A 22,685-nucleotide genomic window follows, 5' to 3' on the forward strand; every position below is an offset into this window, starting at 1 on the left:
GGCCGGTGAGTGCGGGGCATGGAGACACCCGCGCATGTTGTCCGGTGTATGAAGATCGAACAGGCCCGCGCGGCCCCATGTCCCGGTGCAGCCACCGCCTCGTGACACACGACCATGTGATCGAACTGCCCATCGAGGGGAGAACGCGGCATGTCAGGACATATCGCGCCTATGCTTGCCTCATGTCCGGTGCGCTCGTGATGCCGAGTTATTGGATCTCTCCCCGGATTGACAGGGCGAAGCGTCACCTGGACCTTGCCGACGTCTTCCCGTGCGCGCCGCCGGGTGGTGCCGTGGCCCGGACGCCCGGCCCGGACCTGTTGGGGTTCCTGGTCGTCGGTATCGCCTCCGGCCTGGGCGGGGGACGACCAGGGAGGTGCTGCAGCAGCACGGCACGCCGGTCGCGTCGACCGACTACGCCCTCGCTGACCGCTTCCCGCCACCCGAACCGGGGAAGGCGAGCAGTCCCCCCGTCCAAGGAGTCACCATGACCGACCGTGTCACCACCGTGCTGGCCGGCCTCGACGGCATCCGCTCCGACCTTGAAGTCCTGTACAAGGACCTGCACCGACACCCGGAACTCGGCCTGCGGGAGCATCGCACCGCGAAGAAGGCGTCCGACGCCCTGCGGGCCTTCGGCTACGAAGTCACCGACGGCATCGGGACAACCGGCGTGATCGGGGTCCTGGCCAACGGCGACGGCCCGACGGTCATGGCCCGCGCCGACATGGACGCCCTTCCCGTACGCGAACAGACCGGCCTGCCCTACGCCTCCACCGTGACCGCCATCGGTCCGGACGGCACCGAGCAGTCGGTCATGCACGCCTGCGGGCACGATGTGCACGTGACCTGCCTGATCGGCTGCGCACGCCTGATGGCTGAGGCCAAGGACGCCTGGCGGGGTACCTTCGTGGCGCTCCTCCAGCCCTCGGAGGAGAACGGTGACGGCGCCACTGCCATGATCGACGACGGTCTGACGTCCAAGTCGCCCAAGCCCGACGTGGTCCTCGCCCAGCACGTCCTGCCCTATCCGGCAGGCTACGTCGGCACCCGCCCCGGGCCGTTCCTGTCGGCCGCGGACAGCCTGCGTATCACGGTGCACGGACGAGGGGCACACGGCTCCATGCCCCAGGCCGCGGTCGACCCGGTGGTGATGGCCGCGATGATCGTCGTACGCCTGCAGACCGTCGTGGCCCGGGAGTTGGCCGCCACCACCCCCGCCGTGCTCACCGTGGGCAGTATCCACGCCGGTTCGGGCCCCAACACCATCCCCGACAGCGCCGTCATGCAGCTCAACGTGCGTACCTACGACGACGCCTCGCGCACCCAGGTCCTGGACGCGATCGAACGGATCGTCAAAGCCGAGTGTGCGGCCTCCCGCTCGCCCCGGCCACCCGAGATCGAACGGATCACCTCCTTTCCGCCCACCGTCAACGACGAGGCGCCGACCCGGCGCGTCGCCGAGGCGTTCGCCGCCCACTTCGGCGACGACGCACACACCATCGACCTGCAGACCGCCAGCGAGGACATGAGCGAGATCCCCAAGGCGTTCGGTGTGCCGTTCACCTACTGGGGCATCGGTGGCACCGACCCCGGCCGCTACGCCGAGGCCGCCAGGAACGGCACCATCGCCCAGGACGTCCCGGTCAACCACAGTCCCGCTTTCGCCGTCGTCATCCAGCCCACTCTGGACACCGGCGTCAGCGCCATGGCCGTGGCCGCCCTCGCCTGGCTCGGCACCTGACACGGACCCGTGCGGTTGCCGACAGGTGGACCCGTGCAGGTCACGCCGCATCTCTGTACGCGTGGAGGGCGCGCCGAGACGGTCCTGCCCGTCGCACGGCAGGGCGTCCCGTGCCCGATTCTGTCGCTGGTGCCGGACGTTCCGGGGGTTCGGCGGCACACGCGGCGAGGGCGGGGATCAGCCCTGGCGTGGTCGCGTCGCGAGCCAGGGCGGGAGGAGGGTTGCCGCGGCGGAGGTGAACAGGCGGCGGTCGCGTGGAGTGGGGAGGGAGAGCCATGCCTCGACGAGGCCGACTTCGCCGTGGGCGACGAAGCGGCTGTATGCGTCGGCGCGCCAGGCGGCCGGTCCCTCCCCGCCGGGGAGCAGTTCTGGGTCCTGGTCGAGGAGGGTGTGGACCGACGTGGTGAAGTGGTCGACGAGCAGGTGGTGCAGAACGGCGCTGCGGCGTCCTGCGAGTCCGGCGGTGTAGATGGCGTCGTGGCGTTCGAGGTGGTCGACGAGTGCGCCGGAGGCGCGTTCCCAGATCTCGTGCGCGGTCAGTTCCGCGGTGACGGTGTCGGTGAGCCAGCCTGCGCGTACTTCGTCGAGGTCTGCGTACAGCACCTGCTCCAGGACAGCCGCCGGGCTTTCGGCGTGCTTGTAGAAGGTCGTGCGGTTGATGCGGGCGGCGCGGACCAGATCGGCGACGGAGATGTCCTCGACCGGCCTTTGCGCGGCCAGTCGGAGCACCGCCTCGCGCAGGCGCGCGCGGGTGCGGCGGGTGCGGACGTCGAGAGCTTCCTCGCTGTCGTCCCCCACGGCGGGCGGCTGAGGGCCGCAGGGCCGGCGGTCGGCGGGGGACTGCTTGCTTCCGTGCATCGGCACAGCCTATCGCTGCGCCGCTCGCACCCCTCCCACGTGCACTGATCGACATGTGTCTCTTTTCTTTTCGGTTGCGCGATGCCACAATGGCCGACGTGGCAGAGCGGCCCGGAAGCACCATTGCGGGCCGTTTCCACGGCCGCGCCCGTCCTCGCCCGCCGACATCCGTCGAGCCCGCCCGGCCCCGCGCGGTGTTCCTTCCCGGGCGCCTCCCCACCCCGGCGGTGCCCGCGGCCCGCATACGAAAGAAGCAGCATCATGAAGGCATCCGTCACCAAGGGTCTCGGCAAGGGCTTCGTTGTCGAGGACGTCGAGCTCGCCGCACCCACGGGACATGAGGTGCGCGTCGAGGTCAGGGCGTCCGGCCTGTGTCACTCCGACCTGAGCGTCGCCACCTTCATCGGCGGGGAATTCCCCGTCGTCCTCGGCCACGAGGTGGCCGGCGTCGTCACCGAGGTCGGTCCGGAGGTCAGCCAGGTCAAGGTGGGCGACCACGTCGTGGGCAGCCTCATCCAGTACTGCGGGGCCTGTGTGAACTGCCTCGCCGGCCGCACCCACATCTGCCTGCGCCCCGAGGCGACCCTGCGCGCCCCCGGCCAGGCCCCCCGCATCACCTGGAACGGTGCCCCGGTGGCGCAGGGCATGGGCCTGGGCGGTTTCGCCCAGGAGACCCTGATCCACGAGAACCAGCTTGCCGTCATCCCTGACGAGATGCCCTGGGCGCAGGCCGCCCTCATCGGCTGCGGAGTGCTCACCGGCGCCGGGGCCGTCCTGAACAGCGCGAACGTCCAGCAGGGCGAGACCGTTGTCGTCATGGGTGCCGGCGGCGTCGGAATGAACGCGGTCAGCGGTGCCCGGATCGCCGGCGCCGGCACGATCATCGTGACCGACATCGAGGACGGCAAGCTGGAGCGTGCCAAGGCGTTCGGCGCCACCCATGTCGTCAACTCGCGTACCGCGGACCCGGTCGAGGCCGTCCGCGGTATCACGGGCCACGGCGCGGACCACGTCTTCGACTTCGTCGGCGTCCGTCCGGTCACCGCCCAGGGCATGCAGATGCTCGGCAAGGGCGGCGGTCTCTACCTCATCGGTGTCGGCGGCAACGACGCGGGTATCGACGTCAGTGCCATGGCCGTCCTCTCCGGGTCGCAGAAGGTCCAGGGCGTCTACATGGGCTCCTCCCACCTCAAGCGGGACATCCCGTTCTACGCCTCGATGTACCTCCAGGGCCGGATGAACCTCGACGACCTGGTCTCCAAGGAGATCGGGCTCGCCGACATCGAGAGCGGCTACGAGTCCCTGAAGGACGGCACCACTGCCCGCGTCGTCATCACCGACTTCTCCTGACACCGGGCCCTCTGCATCCCGCACGCGCCGATGGCGCACGGCCGTTCCATCCGTGCGGGTGCGGGTGCGGGTGGCGGGGGCACTCGTATCCGCACCACGGCCGCCAGGCTCGGCACGGTGGCTTCCTCGGCCTCGTCATGGCCGAGGCGGCCGCCGTCCGCGACGACGGCGGCCGCTTCCGACAGGGCTGTGGTTCCCCGAACTGCCGCACCGCAAGACACTGCGCTCATCCGGGGTCGGGACGTGATGGTCGCGCAGGCGCCGCTGGACTTCTCCTCGGAGTCGCGCTGGTGTGCTACTCGCGCACGCACCTGAGGGGGCATCTTCCCGTACGCCCCGAAGCAGCCCGGCTGGAACAAGCGGCTGCGGGCCACGTCACTCCCGAGTGAGCGCCTGCGCCGCGTCGTCCTGCTTCCTCACCAGGGATCCCGGCCCGTGCTCAATTGACCGCCCCGGCACGGGCGTACCGGCCCGGGGTGATGCCCACGACCCGCTTGAAGTGCCGGGTGAGGTGGGACTGGTCGTAGAAGCCGGCGGCGGTCGCCACCTCTCGCGGCGGCTGTCCGTCGAGCAGCAGGCGGCGGGCCAGATCGACGCGGCGGGACGTCACGTACTGGTGGGGTGCAATGCCGAAGGCGGAGCTGAAGGCGCGTACGAGATGTGCTGGGTGGGCATGAACCAGGCGCGCGGCCTCTTCCAGGGCGATGCCTTCGATCAGCCGCTCGTCGAGAAGGTCACGCAGGTTCTGGGCGACGCCGCGGTCGGGCGCTGCGCCGCGGACGGCCGGCCCAGGCCGAAGGTGCGCGCGCAGGCGCTGACTGATGAGGGCCAGACGGCTCTCCGCCTCGAACTCGTCTCCCCGGTTGGCGAGGGCCGTGTGGAGCTGTCCGACGCGTCTGTGCAGGACGGGGTCGGTGAGGTCCGGACTGTCCACCGCCGGCCCGATGAAACGCTCGTCGAGCTGTGTCGTCTCAAGGTAGAGCACGCGCTTGCGGAAGCCATGAGCAGTGGCGGGTGAGCCGTTGTGCGGGACTTGTGGCGGGAGCAGGCTGACGGTGCCGCTCGGGGTGCCGCGCTCGCGGCGGTCCAGGTCGTAGCGGACCGCGCCGTCGTCGACGATCAGCAGGGTCCAGGTGTCGTGGACGTGCATGGGGTACGCGTGCTCGGTGAAGTGGGCATGGAAGACCTCCACGACGCCCGTGACTGGAGGGCGCCAGGCGGAGATCTCCTGCTGGGGCATCACGCAAAGAACGTACAAGACGGAGAAGGCGTGCACCCTGGAGTCTCGAAGCATGAGAACCAACGACGAGACCGAGGCCGCGACCGGCGCAGGGGCTGCGGCCGTGCCTGTCCGCTTCGACACGAAGATTGCCGTACTGCTGCGCGAGGACCTGGAGCCCTGGCAGCGGCTGAATGTGACCGCCTTCGTGGTGAGTGGGCTCGGTACGGCGTCACCCGAGGTGATCGGTGAGCCGTACGCGGACGCCGACGACACCGCGTATCTGCCGATGTTCCGCCAGCCCGTGCTGGTCTTCGAGGGGACGAAGGAGATGCTGACCACGGCGCACCGTCGTGCGCTGTCCCGTCTGCTGCCGAGGGCCGTTTTCACCTCGGATCTCTTCGGCACGGGCAACGACCGCGACAACCGGGCGGCTGTACGGGCCGTGGGCACGGACCAGCTCGATCTGGTGGGGATGGCCGTCTACGGGCCACGCAACGCGGTGGACAAGGTCCTCAAGGGCGCGCGGATGCACCCCTGAGCAACGCGACCTCGCAGCAAAGGATCTTGTGTGCTGCATCGACCGCTGTCGATCGGCCCGACGGCGAGACCGAGGGGTGGCTCATCCGGGGCTCCTGAGCGGTGTGCTCTCACGGGAGCCCCGGGCAGGGCCCTCCGGCACGGTGCGGACGAAACCGCTGACACTGCGGCAGGCCCCGGGGCCGGTCAGCCGCTCGGCGATTCTGCGGTCCGCAGGACATCGCTGCTCGTCGGCGAACTGCTGGGGGTGGGCGGTCTTCAGAGTCGTGCCCAGGGTCTCCCGCTCAGTCTCGGCGACTTCGCACAGCTCACCAGCGACGAGTTCGACTCCTGCACCCAGTTCCGCTACTTCATGCGCTCCAGGCTCCTCGCATTCGATGACGCGCTGGAAGCGTCGACTCCCAAGTCGCCCTGGGACGGATCGCGCTCTCCATCCGCGACGAATTGAACGCCGCTACCGCCGAGATGAGCAAAGCGTCCCGGTCCAGCGCCCTCATCCGCTCCGGTGCCGTGCCGGGTTCGACGAGCGCCGTCCTTGCCGTACTCCGCCCCGAAGCCGTCCAAGGTGCGCTCGCCACGAGCGCGACGCTCGCAGCCGGTGCAACCGGCCTGTGGCCGACCATCCAGGCATTCGCCGACATCAAACCCGAACACACGCAGCGGCATCTCCATGGCGGTGACCGCCCGGCTCTCCGCGCTACCGTTCACGCCAGGTGTAGGGGGCGGCGGTGTCGATGTCGGTGTCGGGCCAGCGGCGACGCAGCAGGGCCGCCGTGGACCGGCACCAGGCCGCCAGGTGGGGGAGTACCCGATGTGCCTCCGCGGTGCGGGCTCCGGACTCCAGCAGGGCCACCATCTGGGTGCGGGAGTCGTTGCCGGGGCTGTGTGCGTCCAGTGTCGTGAGCCGGCCGGTGCGCATCATTACCCAGACCATGGAAGCCGAAGCCAGGCCGAAGCCGAACCGCTGGTCGTCCTCGGCCTCGGGGACCGTCCGGGCAAGGGCTCGACGGAACGCCTCGACCTGTCCCGGCCCCGATACTCCCCACCAGTTCGGGCCGGGGACGGCGAAGCTGGTCGCGGCGGTGAGGGCATGGCGGAAGCCCGCCCCTTCGAAGTCGATCAGCTTGCCACCGTTCGGCCCGGTCAGGAAGTTGTGTGCCTCGGTGTCGCCGTTGGTCAGGGCCAGGAATGGGCCGGGATCTGCCAGTTCGGCCACGGCCGTTTCCAGATCGCGCTCTGCGGCGGCGGGCAGCGGGACGCCGAAGGCGGCGGCCCGGGCGCGCCCGTTCCGCCAGAGACCGGTGTAGGCGTGTTCCCAGTCCCCCAGCCGGTCGGCGCCGGTGCCCAGTGCTGTGCGGCGGGCGTTGAACAGCGCGGTGTGGCCGGCGGATGCGGCGGCCAGCTCGCCCATCGAGGAGGCGAAGGCGGTCAGTTCGGCGTCCAGGGCCGGGGTGTGGCCGTCGCGGTGCAGCAGTTCTGCCAGTTCGGTGCGTGGGTACAGGTCCTCCAGCACGAGCAGGCGGGAGTCCGGTGAGGCGGCGTGCAGGCCTGGCGCGAGGTCGAGACGGAGGTCGTCGGCGATGAAGGCGAGCGCGGCGTGCTCGCACCGCGTCAGCTCCTCAGCAGTGCGGAGGCCGTATCCCTCGGGGCGGAGGCATTTCACGACGACCGTTTCGGGGAGTCCGGTCGCCTCCGCCAGGTGGGCGCGCAGCACCCACATAGGCACTCACGGCGTGCTCACGAGGAGCGTGCGGCCGTGGGCGCGGCCTTCCACGGCGTCCACGTAGGTGTGGGCGACATCCGCCACCGGGGTGCCGGGGGCAGGGTCCATGCCCAGGGCGAGGAGGGTTTCGCGGACCCAGCCGGGGCTGACGGAGTTCAGGCGGATGCCCCGCGGCATCTCGATGGCGGCGGCATGTACGAACGCCTCCAAACCTGCGTTGACCAGGTGACCGAGCGAACTGCCTGGGACAGGTTCGACGAACCGCCCGCTGGTGATCGTGACGGATCCATCGTCCCGTACGTGGGTGAGCGCTCTGCGGACCAGGTTCACTTGTCCGATCAGTTTTCCTTCAAGACCGCGCCAGTAGTCCGCGTCCGACGGCGTGTCCAGCGGTGTCAGACCGCCGCTTGCCGCGCAGCACACCACCGCATCCACCTGGCCGACCTCCGAGAAGAGCGTGTCGATCGATGCGGCATCGTCCATGTCCGTGCGCACCGGGCCTCGGCGCGACACGCGCACCACGTCGTGGCGCGCCTCCAACGCCTCGGCGACCGCTCCGCCGATGGTCCCCGTCGCACCTATCACGATGATCTTCACTATGTTCTCCGTTCCGTTTGGCCCGACGGGCTGTCGTGCCCGGACACCAGACTGCGACCGACGGTGAGCCTCATCCAGCCCCCCGCCAGGTGTGCACTTGCGGCGACTGCACCTGACAGGTGCAGGCTCAGCGGCTGCGAGTCCGTGATACTTGCGCCTATGGACACACAAGGGGAACTGGGCGAGTTCCTGCGGTCGAGGCGGGCGCGGCTACAGCCGGAGGACGCCGGACTTCCCACGTTCGGGGGGCGCCGCCGGGTGCCCGGCCTACGGCGTGAGGAGCTGGCTCAACTTGCTGGGGTGAGTGCCGGCTACTACACACGACTGGAACAGGGGCAGAGCCCCAACGCCTCGGACGCCGTGCTCGACGCCGTGGCCCGTGTCCTGCTCCTGGACGAGGCCGAACGCGCCCACCTGTACGCACTGGCCCGACCGGAGGCGAAGGCGCGTCGCGGAGCAGCCGGACCCGAGAGGATACGGCCAGGGGTACGGCTCGTGATCGACTCGTTCGGGGACGTGCCCGCACTGGTCATGGGTCGCTTCCTCGATGTCCTCGCATGGAATCCGATGGCGCACGCGCTGCTGGCCGGGCACTTCGACTTCGACGCTCCGAACCGGCGCACCGAACGCCCCAACATCGCCCGCATGCTGTTCCTCGACCCCCACATGCGCGAGTTGTACGGCGACTGGCCGCGCAAGGCGCGCTCCACCGTTGCCGACCTGCGGCTCATCGCCGGCCGCCATTCCGGCGCCTCTGGCCTGGCCGCTCTCGTAGGCGAACTGACGGTCAAAAGCCCAGAGTTCGCGAAGCTGTGGGCGGCGCATACCGTCGGCGACTGCGGCACCGACACCCGCACCTACCACCACCCGATGGTGGGCACCATGGCGCTCCAAACCGAGTTCATGACCCTCCCCAACGACGGAGGTCAGCGCGTAGCCGTTTTCTATGCCGAACCGGGCTCACCATCCGAAGCCGCCCTACGACTACTCGCCGACCTGACCGTCGCAGGCACACCCAGCCCGCCGGCTACGCGCCGCTGCGGGCCGGAGCCCTGCTCCCGAACGTGACCTTCATCTGCTGACCCGAGCCATCGACCCCGCTGAACTCGCCGCCCTGCGCCGCTGACCTTGCCGCCAAACTCCCCTCCGTTCGAATCCTGGGCTGGGTAAACGCGCACCGGAGCTTTGCAAACAGGTACTTGAGCTTGTTCTTTAACTACCGTCGGCAGCTGCTTCGACTAGCTTCACGAGCGGAGCGTCTCGTGGTTGACGCCCAGGTCCTTGGCCACCGACGCGTACGTCCCACCGGGCTGGAGTGGTACAGCGCGACGGCATCGGCCCGGAACTCAGGCGAGTACTTCGACGTCCCCAACGGGAACTCCTGTCCTATGGATCATCACGATCCAATGATCAGGGTGTCCACGCTCAAGGGGAAACGCCCGATCGGTCCATGCTGCAAGCAGGCGATGAGCGCGGTCGTCTCGTCGGTGATGTGATCTCAGGCTCCGGCGACAAGCCGGGGTTGACGAACGCGTCGTGGGACACGCCCCCGGTCGGCGACGAGCCGGTAGCCGTGCCGCAGCCCGTCGTCTTCCGGCGGGTCCGGGCCGAGCAGGTTGCGCGTACACGCCCCGGGGCCCGGCGGCCTCCCGCCGTCGCCCCCCTGTGCGCACATGTCCGGAGTGGCCGCGCCGTTGCCGGGGCCGGTGCTCGGCCCCGCGACGCGGTCGGCTCCGTCGGGTGATCAGCCGGTCCGGCCCACCCGGAACGTCGTCGTGTACAGGCGTTCCTCACCCGGCTCCAGGAACGTCATGGACCCGTCCTCCCGGGCCGCTGTCTCGCCCTGCACATGGTGCGTGGAGGGCTCGAAGCCCACGGCGTAGGCGCCCTCGCGCAGGTGCATCCACTGGAAGAAGGACGGGAACTGCGCCTGGTCGTACTCCAGCTCGAAGTACATCCCCAGGCGGTCGTTCACCAGCCGGGGCCGTACCGAGCCGTCGGCGTCCGGTTCCAGTTCGTGCTCGTAGACCTGCTCGACGAATCCGGACAGCGGGCCCGGCATCTCGGTGTTCGAGACGCCCTGTTCGGCGACACTGTCGCTCTGCCACAGCGTGCGGCGCAGCGGCATCTCGTAGCGCGCGCCCTCGTCCAGGAAGGGCCAGCCGACGTTGATGTGGTAGAGGAACATGTGCGGTGTGGGGTCGAAGCCGGCGTTGCGCACCCGGTCGATGAGCCGGATCTCCGTGCCGCCGAGATCGGCCTCGATGCGGCGGGTGAGCCGCAGGTGCTCACCGAAGACGGCGGCCTGGCGGACCTCGCCCTCCGCCCAGAGGACGCAGTGCTCCTCGTCCTGCCACTGCTCGCCGTAGCCGGTGAGCCGGGCGGGCAGGTTGCCGACCCGGCCGTGCAGTGCGTGGGAGGCGGTGCGGCGCGGCGGGTAGCGGTATTGCGAGGCGTCCACCTCGGCGCCGAACAGCGTGTGGTCGAGACCGGCGGTGAGCAGCAGACCCGAGAAGCTGCGCATCATCGACAGGCCGTCGTCGTCGCGGTACTCGTGCAGGCCGGGGTGGCGGAACCCGGTCGCGGAGCGCCAGCCGAACCCGCGGCCCAGGAACTCCGCCCCGCCGAGGTCCATGGCCCGGTCCACGAGCACATCGAAGGAAAGCCCGGCACCGGTACGGAACTCCAGCGTGCGGATGCCGCGTTCGGAGCCGTCGTCCAGGACGACGGACCGCACACCGCCGGCGGCTGCGAGGTCGCCCGCGTGCCGGGCGAGGGCGTGACGGTCGTAGTCGCGTCCGTTCAGCTTCACGCCATCACCCACCCTCCGTTGACCTCCAGGCACTGGCCGGTGACGAAGGAGGAGTCCGGTCCGGCGAGGAAGGAGACAGCCGAGGCCAGTTCCTCGGGGCGGCCGCGCCGCTTGAGAGCCTGATGGTCGAGCACATGCCGCGTATAGGCCCCGGGATCGTCGTGGATCTCCTCGGCAGCCGTGGGGAACGCGCCGGGGGAGACGCAGTTGACGCGGATCTCCGCAGGCCCGAGCTCGCGGGCGAGTGCGCGGGTGAAGGCGACGGCCGCGCCCTTCGTGGAGATGTAGGCGGCGAGCGAGTCCCAGCCCCCGTGCATGGTGATCGAGGCGACGTTCACGATCGCCCCGCCGCCCGTGCCGGCCATGCGGCGCGCGGCCGCCTGAGCGGCGACCCAGTAGGCGCGCTGGTTCACCGCGACCACATCCTCGTACTCCGCCAGCGGCACATCGAGGAAGGGCCGGCTCGGGTACACGGCGGCGTTGTTGACCAGGACGCGCAGGGTGCCCAGCTCGGCCGCGGACCGTTCGACGGCCGCTTCGACCGCCTGTGCGTCGCGCAGGTCGGTGGTCAGGGCCAAGACGCGGGCACCCGACTTCCGCACCTCCTCGACCGTCTGCTCCAGCGATGCGGCGTCGCGGTCGAGCACGGCCACATCGTGCCCGTCGGCGGCCAGACGGGAGGCTATGGCGCGGCCCAGGGCGCCGCCGGCGCCGGTCACGAGTGCTGCTTGCGGTTGACTCATCGGTGGTTCCCATCTTCCCGGTGCCGGCCGGGCGCCGCGGGGCGGATCGGGGCGTTGACACTGCGAGCGGTGCCCGCATAGCGTGAATGTTAGCGCTGCCGGTAGCGCTAACAACAGAGCGGGGAACAACAAATGCGGCGACGGCGCGGCGAGTTCCCTTCCCTCCCTCCTCTTCGCCTCCCTCCCCTTTCAAGGAGTCCCATGACGACGCCTGACAAGCCCGGGATACTCAGCGGGTACCGGGTTCTCGACTGCTCCATCGCCATGGCCGGCCCGTTCGCGGCCCAGCGGCTCGGCGACCTCGGGGCCGACGTGGTCAAGGTCGAGCCGGTCACCGGGGAGTGGCAGCGTCACGCAGCCGCGGGAGGCGCGGGCGGTAACCGGATCAACGTCTCCTTCCTCTCGCTGAACCGCAACAAGCGCTCCCTCGCCGTCGACCTCAAGGACCCGGACGGCAAAGAGGTGCTCCGCCGGCTCGTGGCCGACGCCGACGTCTTCCTGCAGAACTACCGCCCCGGCGTCGCCGACCGCCTCGGCGTCGACTACGCCTCGCTGGCGGAGATCAACCCGTCGCTCGTGTACGTCTCCATCTCCGGCTACGGCGAGGACGGTCCCTACGCCCAACGCCCCGGGCAGGACCTGCTGCTCCAGGCGATGTCCGGTGCCATGCTCTCCGCGGGCCGCGCCGGCGAGGCACCGCAGGCCGCGGGCCAGTACCTCGTGGACGCCGTCACCGCGTCCACCGCCTTCGAGGGGGTGCTCGCCGCGCTGCTGCACCGCGAACGCACCGGTGAGGGACAGCTCGTGACGGTGAACATGCTGGACGCCGTCACCACACTCCAGATGCAGGAACTGTCGGTGCACACCGTGGGCGGCCTGGCGCAGAACCGCTCCGGCGAACCGCACGCACATGTCTACATCCGCGCACCCTACGGCGCGTTCGAGACCGCCGACGGCTACATCGTCCTCGCCTTCCCGCCGCTGAAGACACTCGGCGAACTCCTCGGCGAGGACAGCTTCCTGTCCATGGAGGACGAGGAGCACGGCTGGACCCACCGCGACGAGCTCTTCTCGCGCACCGCGTCCCGGCTCCGTACCCGTACATCGCGCCACTGGCTCGACGCCTTCGAGACCGCGGGCGTATGGGCCGGACCGGTCTACGGCTACGCGGACCTGGTCGACGACCCGCAGATCCGCCACAACGGCACCTTCGTCACCTACGACCACCCCACCGAGGGCCGTGTGAAGGTGCCCGGGTTCCCTTACAGGTTCTCCGCCACGCCGCCCCGTATCGACCGAGGCGCACCGCTCACCGGCCAGCACTCGCGCGAGATCCTGGCCGAAGCGGGCCTCGGCCAGGAGGAGATCGAGGCGCTGTTCGCCTCCGGCACCGTGACGGAGACCCAGTGACCTACGCCGGACTCACCTGGGACCACCCGCGCGGCCACGACGCCCTCGCCGCGGCGGCCGGCGACCTCGTGCACTGGTCCGTCCAGCCGCTGGAGGGTTTCGAGTCCCATCCCGTCGACGAGCTCTGCGCCCGCTACGACCTCGTCGTGCTGGACCATCCGCACCTCGGCGAGGCACTCGCCTCCGGCTGCCTCCGCCCGCTGGACGACCTCTTCGGCAGGGAGGAACTGGACGGCTGGCGCGCCGGCTCGATCGGACCCACCATGCGCTCGTACGCGATGGACGGCAGTCAGTGGGCCCTGCCCCTGGACGCGGCCACCCAGGTCTCCGCGACCCGCACCGATCTCGCCGGGGAGCCGCCCACCACCTGGGAGGAGGTGCTCGGCCTCGCGCGCCGCGCGCCGGTGGCCCTGTCGCTCGCCGGACCGCACGCCTTCCTCACCTTCGCCTCCGTCGCGGTCGCCCTCGGCGAGGAACCGGCCGCCGACCCCGGTGAACTGATCAGCGACACGACGGGACGCGCCGTCCTGGACCTCATGGCCGGGATCGACGCCCACGCACCCGCCCGTACGCGCACGCTCAACCCGATCGGGCTGCTGGAGCTGATGGCGGGCACCGACCGCCTGGCGCACTGCCCGCTGGTGTACGGCTACGTCACCTACGCGGACCGGCTGACGTTCACCGACGCCCCGGCCGCCCGACCGGGGGGACGGCCGGGCTCCACCCTCGGCGGCACCGGACTCGCCGTCAGTTCCCGCTGCACCCCCACCTCGGAACTCCTGGACCACATCCGCTGGCTGATGTCGCCCTCCGCCCAGTGCGGATTCCTGCCCCGGCACAGCGGGCAGCCGAGCGCACGCGCCGCCTGGACGGACCCGGCGATCGTCGCAGCGGACTTCTACCGCCGGACCACCGCCACCTGTGAACAGGCGTGGGTCCGCCCCCGCCATGCCGGCTACATCGGCTTCCAGAGCGCCGCCTCCGCCCTTGTCCGGGACGCCCTGGCCGGCGGGATCGGCCACCGGGCGGCAGTCGGCCGGCTGCGAGCTCTCCACCGCGCGAGCCGGACCACGAAGGAAGCAGGACGAGCATGACCGATACCACCAGCACCCCGCCCGACCTCGGCACCGGACACGTCCTGCTCGACGTCGCCGACCGTGTGGCCACCCTCACGCTGAACCGGCCCGAGAAACTGAACGCCGTGACCCCCGAGATGTCCCGCGCCCTGGTCCGGGCCGTGCAATGGTGCGACACCACGGACGATGTCCGCGCGGTGATCCTGACCGGTGCGGGCGGGCGCGCCTTCAGCGCCGGATCGGACATCCGCGAACTCGACGGATACCGCACGCCCTGGGAGTTCCGCAACCGCGTCGACTACTGCGACGCCATCCGCGAGGCCCGGACGCCCACGATCGCGGCCGTCGGCGGCTACGCCCTCGGCGGCGGGCTGGAGACCGCCCTGTCCTGCGACATCCGGATCGCCTCACGGACGGCGTCCTTCGGAGCACCGGAGATCACACTCGGCTGGATCGGGGGCGGCGGCATGGCGGCCTTCCTCAGCCGCGCGGCCGGTCCGAGCAACGCGGCACTCATGCTGCTCACCGGCGACCGCATCGACGCCGCACGGGCGCTGGAGTGGCACCTGGTCAGCGAGGTGGTCGCCCCCGGCGAACTGCTCGACCGGGCCCAGGCCCTTGCCGCGGTCATCGCCTCCCGGGCCCCCGTGGCGGCGGAGACCGCCAAGATCAACCTGCGGGCGGCCGGGAATCTGCCCGAGGACCAGGCTCTCGCCTACGAACGGGACCTGCAGACCATCTGCTTCGCCACCGAGGACGCCGCCGAAGGCCGCCGCGCGTTCGCCGAGAAGCGCCCGCCCGTTTTCCGCAAAGCCTGAGAGGAACGACATGACCCAGTGGCCCGACGCCGCTACCACCCTGCCCGACGACGGCACGGAAGGGGCCCTCGTCGGCCGGGTCTGGCAGCCCGGCACCGGCCCCTGCGTCGTCGCCGTCCGCGAGAGCGGTGTGCACGACGTGACGGGGACCTTCCCGACCGTCCGCGACCTCTGCGAAACACCCGACCCGGCGGCGCAGTTGCGCACGGCCGACGGCGAGTGGCTCGCTGGACTCGACGAACTGCTGGCCAACACACCGCCCGAGGCACGTGATCCCGCACGTCCCTGGCTGCTCGCCCCCGTGGACCTTCAGGTGGTCAAGGCCGCCGGCGTGACCTTCGTGGTGTCCATGCTGGAGCGGGTGATCGAGGAACGTGTGCGGGGCGAGGTCTCCGGCGCCGCCGAGGTGCGCGAGCGGATACGCGGACTCGTCGGGGACGATCCGGCATCCCTGCGGCCCGGCTCCGCGGAGGCCGCCGCGCTGAAGGAACTCCTGGTCGCCCGGGGGATGTGGAGTCAGTACCTGGAGGTGGGCATCGGGCCCGACGCCGAGATCTTCACCAAGGCCCCCGTGCTGGCCGCCGTCGGTACCGCGACCGATGCCGGGGTCCTTTCCACCTCGCGGTGGAACAACCCCGAACCGGAGATGGTGATGGTCGTCTCCTCCGCAGGGAAGGTCGTGGGCGCGACTCTCGGGAACGACGTCAACCTCCGTGATGTGGAGGGCCGTTCGGCACTCCTGTTGTCGAAGGCGAAGGACAACAACGCCTCGGCCGCCCTGGGGCCGTTCGTGCGGCTCTTCGACGCGACCTTCGGGATGGACGACGTGCGGACGGCGGCGGTGACCCTGTCCGTCGAGGGCGAGGAAGGCTACCGACTCGACGCGGTGTCCTCCATGTCCGCCATCAGCCGCGATCCACTGGACCTCGTCGGTCAGCTGATCGGTCCGCACCACCAGTACCCCGACGGTGCGGTGCTCTACCTGGGCACGATGTTCGCCCCCGTCGAGGACCGTGACACTCCGGGCCAGGGTTTCACCCATCACGACGGAGACCTGGTCACCGTCGCCACGCCCCGGCTCGGTTCACTCGTCAGCCGGATCAGGCCGAGCGATGCCTGCGAGCCGTGGAACTTCGGAATCTCCGATCTGATGCGCTCCCTGGCCGCACGAGGAGCGCTGTGACGCAGGGCGCGCCGTCCGCCCGGACCGGCCGGGCGGACGGCGTGGCGGCGGGCGCAATGGATATCGTCTCGGATGTGACCCAGCCACCCCGCCGCCCACGCAAGCGTTCCGCCACCCGTTCGGTGACCCTGTCGGACGTGGCGGCGGCGGCCGGGGTGTCCGCCCAGACGGTCTCCCGGGTCGTGCGCGACCCGCGGTCGGTGCCGGACGAGACCCGGGCCAACGTCGAAGCGGCCATCGCAGCGACCGGCTACGTGCCCAACCTCGCCGCCAGCAACCTGGCGTCGAACCGCAGCCGCACGGTCGGTGTCCTGGTCCCGCAGATCAACGCGTCGGTCTTCGCGGACACCGTTCACGCCTTCTCGACCGCCCTGGCGGCCCACGGCTACCAGATCTTCGTCGGCACGACCGACTACCGGCCGGAGCACGAGGAGGACGTGCTGCGGAGTTTCCTCGGCCGGCGGCCGGACGGACTGCTCATGGTGGGAACCGACCACACCCCCGGAACCCGTGCCCTGCTGGCCGCCGCGGGAGTGCCCGTCGTGGAGACCTGGGGCTGGTCGGACGATCCGGTGGACCTGCTGGTCGGCTTCTCCAACGCGGCGGCCGCCGCCGCGATGGTCGGGCACCTCGTCGAGCGGGGCCGGTGCAGGATCACGTTCGCCGGGCGGCACACCTCCGGCGACCCCCGGGCCGCCGAGCGGCTCGACGGCTACGCGACCGCTGTCCGTGAGCTGCTGGGGACTGCTCCGCGCACGGTGGACGCGGGGCCGGAGCCGGTCACCATGGACACCGGCGTCACGCTCCTGGACCTTGTGCTGGAACGGCATCCGGACTCCGACGCCGTGATGTTCTCCAGCGACGTCTTCGCCGCCGGCGCCCTGCAGGCGTGCGTGCGCCGGGGGATCGACGTCCCCGGCACGCTGGCCCTGGCCGGGTTCGGCGACTTCGAGCTGGCCCGGCACCTCGTCCCCTCGCTCACCACGGTGGCGGTGCCCGGCACCCTCATCGGCGAGCTGGGGGCCGAGTTGCTGCTGGAGAGGATGCGCGGCACCCCGGTCGGCGTTCCGCACCGCGACGTGGGCTACCGGGTCGTCGCCCGCGCAAGCTCCTGACGCAGGGGCGCCGCCCGGGCCGGGGCGGATCCCGCTGAGGCCCGGGGGCGGCCGGCGTACCGGCGAGCGGCCGCCCCCGGGCCTCAGCGTGCTGCCCAGACCAGGCCCCGTTCGACCATCGTCGCGGTCTGCGGCACCTCCAGGTCCGCGACGCGGTGGCCGAGGGTGCAGACGAAGACCCGGCCGGCTCCCCAGCGGCGCGTCCACACGACGGGGAACTCGACCGGCTCGTCCCACTGGCCGCCGTCGGGGGAGAGGACCGAGGTGGCCAGCACCGTGTTCAGAGTGTCCGTCAGCACCCAGTAGTGCTCGGTGAGGACGTCGAAGTCCTCGATGCCCTGGGTGATCTCGCCGTCCCGCTCCGGCAGGGCCGTGATACGGACGGTGAAGTCCTGGAACCCGTCCGGGTGCCACAGGAACCGTCCCCCCACCATGCGCAGATAGCGAGCGGCGGCGACATTCGTTCCGATGACGCCGCCGTGCCAGCCGGCGAAACCCGTTCCCGCCTCCACGGCCGCGACGAGCGTGTTCTCCTGAAGGGGCGTCAGTTCGCCCCCGGACCATGAGTGGACGACGAGGTCGGTGGCGGCGAGCAGGTCCGCATCCTCGTACACCGAGAGGTCCTCGGCGACGGATACGTCGAACCCCGCGCGTTCGAGCCGGGGAATGAACATCCGGGTGCAGCCGACCGGGTCGTGCCCCTCCCAGCCGCCGCGTACCACCAGGGCGTTGCGCTGACTCACTTCGGATTGCCTCCGTACGGTGTCGGTTGTCCCTGCGGCTGTGGTGGTTCCGCTCGGCCGCTGCCGGGCGGAACCGCGCCCGGTCGATTGCTGCCGGCTCCCTCAACTCCCCGTCCCTGAGTGCGAATCAAGGACCGGGGAGTAACCTGGCGCGAAGCGCTCCGAGCCTTCCGGGCCTTCCGGTGGTCAGGCTTCGTTCACTCCTTGGCCCGCTGTTCCCGTCGTGGCCGTGGACCGGAACCCAGTGACATGCGTCGCACCCCGCCTTCGGTTGAAGCGTGTCGCACGATGGTGACGGGCGAATCCTGCCCCCGGAGCCCTGACCGGACATGCCCGAAGTGCCTTTCGCGGGCGGCCGGTCCGGCCCCGGGCGTGCTCTCGCCTCCGGGGCGGTGGCGTGACCGGAAACCTTGGTCATCACTTATGATACGAGTGATGACCTTAGCATGTTCCGCTAGCCTTGAGCCCTCGGACAGTGGGGACCGGGCACACCTGCACACATTGGGAGTCGCTGACCAGATGAGTAACCCATCCGCGGACGCCGTTGCCGTGTCCCCCCGTCAACGGCGTCGGCCTCCCCTCGCCGCCGCCGTCGTGCAGAGCCTGGCGACGGCCATCGTGCTCGGCGAGTACCCGCCCGGAACGGCACTTCCCTCGGCGGGCGTCCTGTGTGAACAGTACGAGGTGAGCCGCACCGTCATCCGCGAGGCGACCATGGCCCTCTCCGAGAAGGGTCTCGTCGCGACGCGCCAGGGGTGGGGGACGGTCGTGCTCGATCAGGGGCAGTGGAGTCTGCTCGACCCCCTGATCCTCGACGCGCTCTTCCAGCGGGAGGACCGGCTGGTCTTCCTCGACAACCTGATCGAGATCCGGACGACCCTTGAGTGCGCCATGTCCGCCCGCGCCGCCCGTCTCATGGACGACACGCAGGCGGCGGCGCTCTCGGCCAAGCTCGACGAACTCGCGGCTCTGCGAGGCGACCCGGAGGCCTACGCCCGCGCCGACATCGAGTTCCACGAGATCATCCACCGTGCGTCGCGGGACGCGTTCGGGCGGGCCATCGTGTCGAGCATTCAGGGCAAGGCCGTGCGCTACCCCCAGTACAGCGGCGATCCCACGCGTGAGCACATCGAGCTGACGCACGAGGCGCACGCACGGATCGCGGCCGCCCTGCTCGCCCAGGACGCCGACGAGGCGGCCGAGGCGATGCGGGACCACATCACGTCCTCCTGGGAGCGCCGGCGACCGCTCGACACGTCCGGCGCGTGACGTACGCCGGGGCATCCGTGTGCGGTGGATGCCCCGGCGCGAGGAGACGGTGTTCACCCGGCGGCTACCGGTGGACGGCGTCCGTGTCGCGGTTCGCCGGGCGGCCGATGCCCTGCGTCGTGACGCTGCGGTTCCACTCCCGGACCCACGCGGCCCCGTACGACCGCGCCACCGAGCCGGAGGCCGAGAACCTGAGCGTGCCGAGGTCGAGGCCGGTCTCCGCCACCGAGGCGGCCAGGACGGGGTTGGTGTTGACCCGGTTGCTCCACCGCGACAGGCTGTACTGCGATGCCGGCTCGGCGAAGTCGGCCTTCGTCTCGATGAAGCCGCAGCAGCCGACGATCACCGCGTGGTCGATCTCGACCCGCGACGGCACCCAGACCGAGTCGGGATCCTCCCACACCGTCGCGCGGCTGCAGCCGTTGGTCCCGGACGTGGTGTAGGCGGCGGCCGTGCACTCCTCGCCCGTCGCGGTCACGCGTGGCACGTACCAGTCGGTGATCTCCGGATACGTGATCGGCTTTCCGTCGGAGTACTTCTGCTTCCCGTTCGTGTAGTGCGCGTGCCAGGCGGCGACGGTCCGGGGGGTCGCGCTGTACTTCTCGCCCTCGCGGACGTCGAGGAACGTGTTGTAACGGCTCTCCAGTACCCAGCTGTTGGCCGGCGGAAGGCGCGTCTCGCCGTTCCTGTGGTAGATGCCGCCGTGGCCCACGTGGTCCACCCCGATGAACACGTTGTCGTTCGCGGTGTTGTTGTGGCCGGAGTTGAAGTTGACGCCGGACTTCGCGTCGCTCACGACATTGTGGTGGAAGCGGACTCCGGTCGCGCCGTCGTCCATGTACAGGGCGTCGTTGGAACCCCCGACCTTCTCGAAGTGGTTGTAGGCGATCTCGTTGCCGAGGTAGGTGAAGTCCCGCCCGGCGTAGACGACCCCCATGTCGCCCGCGTTCTTCACCACGTCGTAGAAGTGGTTGTGGTTGACGCGCATGTCGTTGCCCATGATCTGCACGGCCATGTGCGGTGCGTCGTGGACGTAGTTGTACTCGAACGTGTTCCCCACGCCGTACATGTAGCCGGCCGGGGTGTACGTGGCGAGTTTGGAGAAACGTGTGATCTCGTTGTGGCGGGCGACGTTGTTTCCGCGTTCGAGCGTGGCGCGGTCGCCGCCGCCGAGCAGTACGCCTCCGCCGCCGAGATCGTGGAGGTAGGAGTTCTGCACGACGTTGTCGTGCCCGCCCTGCAACGTCTCGTAGTCCGGCATGCTGGTGATCGTGTCCGTCGTACGCCCGATCCGGATCGCGTCCATGCTCACATTGGAGATGTCGACCCCGTCGATGAGGGTTCCGACGGCGTCCAGCAACTGCACGCCGCTGATCAGCGACCCGGTCATGGCCAGGCCCCGGACCGTCACGCCCCGGGTGCCGTCGAGCAGCATGAAGTTCTTGTCGAACGTCTGCAGCGTGGTGGTCCTGCCCTCCATCGTGCCGTTCTGGGGCCGGTAGTAGAGGACGTCGTTGTCGTGGTAGCGGTCGATGTAGTACTCACCGGCCGTGTCCATCTCCGACAGGACGTTGAGCACCTTGACCTTGGTCCAGGAGTCCTGCGGGATGTACATGGAGGGGTACTTCGTGTACAGCTTGTCGCCGCTCCACGACAGGATGCGCACCATGTCGTTGGCGTAGTTGTTGCCGAGGTAGCCCGAGAGCCAGCCCTCCGTCTCGGACTCGGTGTTGTCGATGTCCTCGATCCAGCGCGGATCCAGCTGGACCGGTACGTCGGAGTACTCGCCGAATCCGCGGGTGCCCGGATCATCCACCGCGGGCACCGCCTCGGGTGCCCAGTTCCGGTAGCGGTCGCCACTGGCGGCGCGGCCGCCGACCGTGAAGACGGACGGGGTCATGCGCCGCATCTCCTCCGGGCTCCAGGTGTCCCGCTGCCCGGTGTCGGGGAGGAACTGCTTCTTGTCCTCGAACTGGGCGCGGGGCGTCGTGCCGGAGCCGTTCCAGGCGCTCTCCGGCCCGAAGCGGGCGTCCAGATCCACGTTCATCAGGTCCCGGGGGCCGTCGGCCTTCCACTTGGCTCCCGTCCCCCACAGGTGGCAGGCGGTCTCCGTGGTGGTGCACGAGTTGCCGTCCGGGTACTCGGCCAGGGTCTGGGTGCCGCCGTCGACGACGAGTTCCGGAGCGAACGGCTGCTGGACCCAGTTGAAGCCGTTCTTGTAGAGCGTGCCCGGGTCGATCCCGTGCGCGCCGAGGTCGAACACCCACACACCGTCACGCAGTTCCGGTGTGTTGAGGCGGGTGTTGGACGAGTACCGGGGCTCGGCGAGCGTGTCGTCCGATAGGTCGGTGAGCCTCTGCCACCCGTCCGCCGGAAGTTCGTGCGACCCGGTCAGCGTGACCGTCTCATCGCGGTACGCGGCGTACGTCACCCATGAGTTCTCCTTGCCGCTGAGCCGGATGGTGTCGTCGAGGACGTACGTCCCGCCCCGGATGTACACCGTGCCCCGCGCCCCGGGGGAGGTGCGGCCGGCCAGCGCGTCCCGCGCCGCCGTGATCGTCCGCAGAGGGGCATCGCGGCCCCCGCTGTTTCCGTCGTCGCCGTCCGAGGCCGACACGTATACCGTGAGGGCCCCGGAGGAGGCCGCCCGGCCGGACGGCGTGGCCGACGCGGTGCCGGCCGCCGGCACGCCGGCGCTCGTCACCAGCGCGAGGGCGACGGAGGCCAGCAGGGTCCGCGCCGGTCGTCTCCCGGTTCTCGACATGGAGGAGCCTTTCGTTGGATTCCGTGATTCCGTCCCGGCCGCGACATCCGGTCCGCTGCAAGGCGTCCCGGCGTCCGTGAGCGGACGTCGGAGGGGGCGTCCGACAGCCCCTGTGCCGCCCGGGGCAGCGCCGCAGGCACATAGAACATGTGTGACATGTGCAGACTATGACTTCCGTTGACCCCGCACAAGCGTCACGACAGAACCGGGCGCCGGAGAGCGGGCGCGAGGGGACGCGGCGGTGGGGGGCGGCCGGGCGGAGTCGGCGGACGGCGCGTCAGTCCAGATGGAAGACCTCCTCCGCGTCCACCCAGCGCTCCCCGGGCTCCGCCGAGCCGAGCGGCTGCTGGCAGGGATCGGTGAGGGTCCACCACCGCTGGGTCTCCGGGTCGGCGGCGACGGCGGCCATGTCGGCGTTGTAGTCGTCGCCGGTGTACTCGTAGTAGGCGAACAGTGTGTGGTCGCGCAGGAAGATGGAGTACGAAGTGATGTGGGCGCGGGAGAGGGTGTCCAGGACCGGTTGCGGGACCGACCGGTGCAACTCCCGGTATTTCTCCTCCTGTTCCGGACGCAGACGGATCACGGACGCGACACGGCGCGGGGTACGGGGGGCGGGCATGGCGGAGCTCCTTCATGACGCGGGCCGGTCGGCCCGCCGGCGGCCTTTGCCGGCCGGGCGGAAGGGCCGGGCCGGTCGGGTCCGGGGGAGGAGAGGGACGGG

The 22,685-nt window shown here is 70.3% G+C and carries 20 protein-coding genes; 11 read left to right on the plus strand and 9 right to left on the minus strand.

Translation table 11 applies throughout. The features are described 5' to 3' along the window. Positions 1 to 487: 487 nt before the first annotated feature. The gene (locus ACFVUT_RS03370) at positions 488 to 1,744 is read left to right on the plus strand and encodes a M20 family metallopeptidase (protein WP_389643444.1); all 1,257 of its coding nucleotides are present in this window, start codon (positions 488 to 490) and stop codon (positions 1,742 to 1,744) included. 177 nt (positions 1,745 to 1,921) lie between these two features. Here ACFVUT_RS03370 and ACFVUT_RS03375 read toward each other — a convergent pair whose 3' ends face one another. After that, the gene (locus tag ACFVUT_RS03375; RefSeq protein WP_389643447.1) at positions 1,922 to 2,602 is read right to left on the minus strand and encodes a TetR/AcrR family transcriptional regulator; all 681 of its coding nucleotides are present in this window, start codon (positions 2,600 to 2,602) and stop codon (positions 1,922 to 1,924) included. Between the two features lie 261 nt (positions 2,603 to 2,863). On the opposite strand from ACFVUT_RS03375, the gene ACFVUT_RS03380 reads away from it, so the two are divergent. Next, a complete protein-coding gene (locus ACFVUT_RS03380) occupies positions 2,864 to 3,952 on the plus strand; it encodes a zinc-binding dehydrogenase (protein ID WP_389643450.1) in 1,089 nt (362 codons plus the stop codon). A gap of 439 nt (positions 3,953 to 4,391) precedes the next feature. Here the strand turns inward: ACFVUT_RS03380 and ACFVUT_RS03385 are convergent, their stop codons facing one another. Then, positions 4,392 to 5,192 (minus strand): AraC family transcriptional regulator, encoded by an 801-nt coding sequence (locus ACFVUT_RS03385; RefSeq protein ID WP_389643643.1) that lies wholly within the window; start codon positions 5,190 to 5,192, stop codon positions 4,392 to 4,394. 52 nt (positions 5,193 to 5,244) lie between these two features. Between ACFVUT_RS03385 and ACFVUT_RS03390 the strand changes: the two genes are divergently transcribed. Beyond that, positions 5,245 to 5,712 carry a DUF2000 family protein gene (locus ACFVUT_RS03390; protein ID WP_389643453.1) on the plus strand — a complete coding sequence of 156 codons (468 nt, stop codon included), beginning with the start codon at positions 5,245 to 5,247 and terminating at the stop codon, positions 5,710 to 5,712. Positions 5,713 to 5,958: 246 nt separating this feature from the next. Further along, positions 5,959 to 6,159 (plus strand): hypothetical protein, encoded by a 201-nt coding sequence (locus tag ACFVUT_RS03395; RefSeq protein ID WP_389643456.1) that lies wholly within the window; start codon positions 5,959 to 5,961, stop codon positions 6,157 to 6,159. 249 nt (positions 6,160 to 6,408) lie between these two features. On the opposite strand, the gene ACFVUT_RS03400 is transcribed toward ACFVUT_RS03395, so the two are convergent. Continuing rightward, positions 6,409 to 7,437, minus strand: a complete 1,029-nt coding sequence (locus ACFVUT_RS03400) for a hypothetical protein (protein WP_389643459.1) — start codon at positions 7,435 to 7,437, stop codon at positions 6,409 to 6,411. Beyond that, the gene (locus ACFVUT_RS03405) at positions 7,438 to 8,031 is read right to left on the minus strand and encodes a short chain dehydrogenase (protein WP_389643462.1); all 594 of its coding nucleotides are present in this window, start codon (positions 8,029 to 8,031) and stop codon (positions 7,438 to 7,440) included. It lies immediately after the preceding gene. A gap of 159 nt (positions 8,032 to 8,190) precedes the next feature. On the opposite strand from ACFVUT_RS03405, the gene ACFVUT_RS03410 reads away from it, so the two are divergent. Further along, positions 8,191 to 9,099 (plus strand): helix-turn-helix transcriptional regulator, encoded by a 909-nt coding sequence (locus tag ACFVUT_RS03410; RefSeq protein ID WP_389643465.1) that lies wholly within the window; start codon positions 8,191 to 8,193, stop codon positions 9,097 to 9,099. 676 nt (positions 9,100 to 9,775) lie between these two features. On the opposite strand, the gene ACFVUT_RS03415 is transcribed toward ACFVUT_RS03410, so the two are convergent. Both ACFVUT_RS03415 and ACFVUT_RS03420 read right to left on the minus strand, forming a co-directional pair. Continuing rightward, a complete protein-coding gene (locus ACFVUT_RS03415) occupies positions 9,776 to 10,843 on the minus strand; it encodes an aldose 1-epimerase family protein (protein ID WP_389643468.1) in 1,068 nt (355 codons plus the stop codon). After that, entirely contained in the window at positions 10,840 to 11,586 is a 747-nt protein-coding gene (locus ACFVUT_RS03420) for an SDR family NAD(P)-dependent oxidoreductase (protein WP_389643471.1), read from the minus strand. The genes ACFVUT_RS03415 and ACFVUT_RS03420 overlap by 4 nt, the downstream gene beginning before the upstream one ends. A gap of 201 nt (positions 11,587 to 11,787) precedes the next feature. Here ACFVUT_RS03420 and ACFVUT_RS03425 point away from each other — a divergent pair, with 201 nt between their 5' ends. The 5 genes from ACFVUT_RS03425 (at position 11,788) to ACFVUT_RS03445 (ending at position 17,188) form a co-directional block, all read left to right on the plus strand. After that, positions 11,788 to 12,996, plus strand: a complete 1,209-nt coding sequence (locus tag ACFVUT_RS03425) for a CaiB/BaiF CoA transferase family protein (protein ID WP_389643474.1) — start codon at positions 11,788 to 11,790, stop codon at positions 12,994 to 12,996. Next, positions 12,993 to 14,090: an extracellular solute-binding protein gene (locus ACFVUT_RS03430; protein WP_389643477.1), complete on the plus strand. Its 1,098-nt coding sequence runs from the start codon at positions 12,993 to 12,995 to the stop codon at positions 14,088 to 14,090. Before ACFVUT_RS03425 ends, ACFVUT_RS03430 begins: the two co-directional genes overlap by 4 nt. Then, positions 14,087 to 14,890 carry an enoyl-CoA hydratase/isomerase family protein gene (locus ACFVUT_RS03435; RefSeq protein ID WP_389643480.1) on the plus strand — a complete coding sequence of 268 codons (804 nt, stop codon included), beginning with the start codon at positions 14,087 to 14,089 and terminating at the stop codon, positions 14,888 to 14,890. The genes ACFVUT_RS03430 and ACFVUT_RS03435 overlap by 4 nt, the downstream gene beginning before the upstream one ends. Before the next feature lie 10 nt (positions 14,891 to 14,900). Next, the gene (locus ACFVUT_RS03440) at positions 14,901 to 16,073 is read left to right on the plus strand and encodes a fumarylacetoacetate hydrolase family protein (protein ID WP_389643483.1); all 1,173 of its coding nucleotides are present in this window, start codon (positions 14,901 to 14,903) and stop codon (positions 16,071 to 16,073) included. A gap of 74 nt (positions 16,074 to 16,147) precedes the next feature. Further along, the gene (locus ACFVUT_RS03445) at positions 16,148 to 17,188 is read left to right on the plus strand and encodes a LacI family DNA-binding transcriptional regulator (RefSeq protein ID WP_389643486.1); all 1,041 of its coding nucleotides are present in this window, start codon (positions 16,148 to 16,150) and stop codon (positions 17,186 to 17,188) included. Positions 17,189 to 17,271: 83 nt separating this feature from the next. Here ACFVUT_RS03445 and ACFVUT_RS03450 read toward each other — a convergent pair whose 3' ends face one another. After that, complete coding sequence (locus ACFVUT_RS03450) at positions 17,272 to 17,931, minus strand: ThuA domain-containing protein (protein WP_389643489.1); 660 nt, start codon at positions 17,929 to 17,931, stop codon at positions 17,272 to 17,274. Positions 17,932 to 18,450: 519 nt separating this feature from the next. Between ACFVUT_RS03450 and ACFVUT_RS03455 the strand changes: the two genes are divergently transcribed. Further along, positions 18,451 to 19,200 carry a FadR/GntR family transcriptional regulator gene (locus tag ACFVUT_RS03455; RefSeq protein WP_389643492.1) on the plus strand — a complete coding sequence of 250 codons (750 nt, stop codon included), beginning with the start codon at positions 18,451 to 18,453 and terminating at the stop codon, positions 19,198 to 19,200. Positions 19,201 to 19,264: 64 nt separating this feature from the next. On the opposite strand, the gene ACFVUT_RS03460 is transcribed toward ACFVUT_RS03455, so the two are convergent. Beyond that, positions 19,265 to 21,964, minus strand: a complete 2,700-nt coding sequence (locus tag ACFVUT_RS03460; RefSeq protein ID WP_389643496.1) for a right-handed parallel beta-helix repeat-containing protein — start codon at positions 21,962 to 21,964, stop codon at positions 19,265 to 19,267. 277 nt (positions 21,965 to 22,241) lie between these two features. Continuing rightward, on the minus strand, positions 22,242 to 22,583 hold the full coding sequence (locus ACFVUT_RS03465) for an L-rhamnose mutarotase (protein ID WP_389643499.1): 342 nt from the start codon (positions 22,581 to 22,583) through the stop codon (positions 22,242 to 22,244). Between the last annotated feature and the right edge of the window lie 102 nt (positions 22,584 to 22,685).

The sequence above is a fragment of the Streptomyces sp. NPDC058051 genome (assembly GCF_042885475.1).
In the GTDB taxonomy this organism is placed as follows: Bacteria; Actinomycetota; Actinomycetes; order Streptomycetales; family Streptomycetaceae; genus Streptomyces.